This window comes from uncultured Nisaea sp., from assembly GCF_963974195.1.
Classification (GTDB): domain Bacteria; phylum Pseudomonadota; class Alphaproteobacteria; order Thalassobaculales; family Thalassobaculaceae; genus Nisaea.
This window is the reverse complement of the sequence record NZ_CAXBDC010000205.1, coordinates 1-2,225: the sequence shown is the minus strand read 5'-3', so window position 1 is coordinate 2,225 and position 2,225 is coordinate 1. Positions and strand designations below refer to the sequence as shown.

At 64.3% G+C, this 2,225-nt stretch carries 2 protein-coding genes and 1 pseudogene; all 3 read left to right on the top strand.

Features of this window, described 5'->3' with window-relative positions:
- Window positions 1-35: 35 nt before the first annotated feature.
- Window positions 36-827 (top strand): chorismate mutase, encoded by a 792-nt coding sequence (locus AAC126_RS22240; RefSeq protein WP_339857656.1) that lies wholly within the window; start codon window positions 36-38, stop codon window positions 825-827.
- Between the two features lie 62 nt (window positions 828-889).
- Window positions 890-2,014: a histidinol-phosphate transaminase gene (gene hisC, locus AAC126_RS22235; protein WP_339857654.1), complete on the top strand. Its 1,125-nt coding sequence runs from the start codon at window positions 890-892 to the stop codon at window positions 2,012-2,014.
- A pseudogene (locus AAC126_RS22230) lies at window positions 2,011-2,225 on the top strand (prephenate/arogenate dehydrogenase family protein); the annotation flags it as partial. The gene hisC and the pseudogene AAC126_RS22230, both read left to right, overlap by 4 nt.

Sequence of the window (2,225 nt, the reverse complement as noted above, 5' to 3'; positions counted from 1 at the left end):
GGACCCGTTCGGGGTTCGATTGGAAGGCTAGTCCGGTGAGCACGCTTGATGATCTGAGGCGGGAGATCGACGGGATCGACGTGGCTTTGCACGATCTGTTGATGCGGCGCGTCGAGATCGGCAAGCAGGTCGCCGATGCCAAGGGCGGCGACCGTGGTCCCTATTTCCGTCCGGGCCGCGAGGCGCAAATCATCCGCCGCCTTGTCGCGCGGAACGAATCCTACCTGAACATCCCGACGCTGATCCGGTTCTGGCGCGAAATCCTGAGCGCCAACCTGAACATGCAGACCCATGTGCATGCCGCCGTCTACCTGCCGGAAGGCGCGGAGAAGGTCTACGATCTGGCGCGTGACCATTGCGGTATTTCGGCGACGATCGAGCGTATGGACAGTGCTGACGCCGTGCTGGACGCGATTGCGGGCGGCGCCGCGACGCTTGGCGTTCTGCCCGGCTTCCCGATGACCTCCGCACGATGGTGGCCGCAGCTGGTTTCCGACAGAACCGGTCTGGCGACGCCGCGCATCATTGCGCGGCTTCCTTTTTGCGAGACCGGCGCCGCTGTCGGCGTCAACGGATTCGCGGGCGATGCCTTCATCGTTGCGGGCCAAGAGCCTGAATCCTCCGGCGAGGACAAGACGCTGTTCGCGGTGCGCGACGGTGTCGAGCTCGCGGGCGAGGTGATTGATGCGGGCGATGGCTACCGGCTGATCGAGCAGGACGGATTCCAGGAGATCCCGGAAGGGCTGGAGCGACATCTGGGCGGCCGCGAAGGCGAGGTGCCCTATTACCGCATCGGCGCTTACGCGGTCCCGGTTCACGCCGGCTGATTTTTCGGCCCGCTGCCGGACCCAGATCCGATCTCCCGCACGCTTTTTGAACTGAAAAAATCATGTCTTCCAGCAACAAGACGCCGTCTATCAAACCGAAATCCTCCATCGCGACCATGGTCAGCTACACGCCGAACCACGGCGGTGCGACCAAGCCGGGACGGGTGATTCGCCTGTCCGCCAACGAAGGTGCGCTCGGCATGAGCCCGAAGGCGCTCGCCGCGATGCGCAGTGCCGCCCCGGACCTGCACCGCTACCCTGCCGTTGCCGCCAGCCGTCTGGCCGAAGCGGTGGCAAAGCGTAACGGCATCGATCCGGCGGGCATCGTTTTCGGCTGCGGCTCCGACGAGCTGATCCAGACCCTGTGCCTCGCCTATCTTGAGCCGGGCGACGAGGCGATCCACACCCAGTACGGCTTCCTGGTCTACCCGATGGCGACCCGGATCGCCGGTGGTGTGCCGGTGATGGCGCCGGATGACGAATACACCGTCAGCGTCGATGCGATCCTTGCTGCCGTCAGCGATCGTACCCGCATGGTGTTCCTCGCCAACCCGAACAACCCGACGGGCACCTACATTCCGCAGGATGAGGTGAAGCGCCTGCGGGCCGGGCTGCGGGACGATATCCTGCTGGTCATGGATGCGGCCTATTGCGAATACGTAACGAAGAACGATTTCGACAGCGGTATCGAGCTGGTCGAGGCGCACGATAATGTCGTGATGCTGCGGACCTTCTCGAAACTCTACGGCATGGCCGGGTTGCGGCTTGGCTGGGCCTATGCGCCGAAGCACATCGCGGCGACGCTGGAAAGCATCAAGCAGCCGTTCGGCGTCAACTCGCTGGCCATTGCGGCGGGCATTGCCGCCGTCGAGGATCTGGCCTTCCAGGAAGCTGTGGTCGAAAGCAACAATCGCTGGCTGCCCTGGAGCGTGGAGAAGTTCACCGAGCTTGGCCTTGAGCCTCTGCCGACAGTGACCAACTTCCTGCTGCTGCGGTTCCCGGAAGAAGAGGGGCGGACGGCTGCGGAGGCCCGCGCTTTCCTTGCAGACCGGAACATTCTGGTGCGGGAGATGGGCGGATACGGCGTGCCCGATACCGTCCGGCTGTCCATCGGCACCGGCGAGGAAATGCGTGACGTGGTCGATGCGCTGGCGGACTTTCTCGGCAAGGAAAGGCCGGCATCATGAGCGCTGTGGATCTTCCCCAGGACGAGCCTGTCTTTAAGCGGCTGGCGCTGATCGGCGTCGGCAATATCGGCTCTTCCATCGCCCGCGCGGTGAAACAGGCAGACAATGCCGCCGCGCATCTTGCGGCTTTCGACCGGGATCCGGCGGTCCGGGCCCGGCTGCTGGAGCTTGGCATTGTCGACAGTGTGCACGAGAGCGCCGGAGAGGCCGT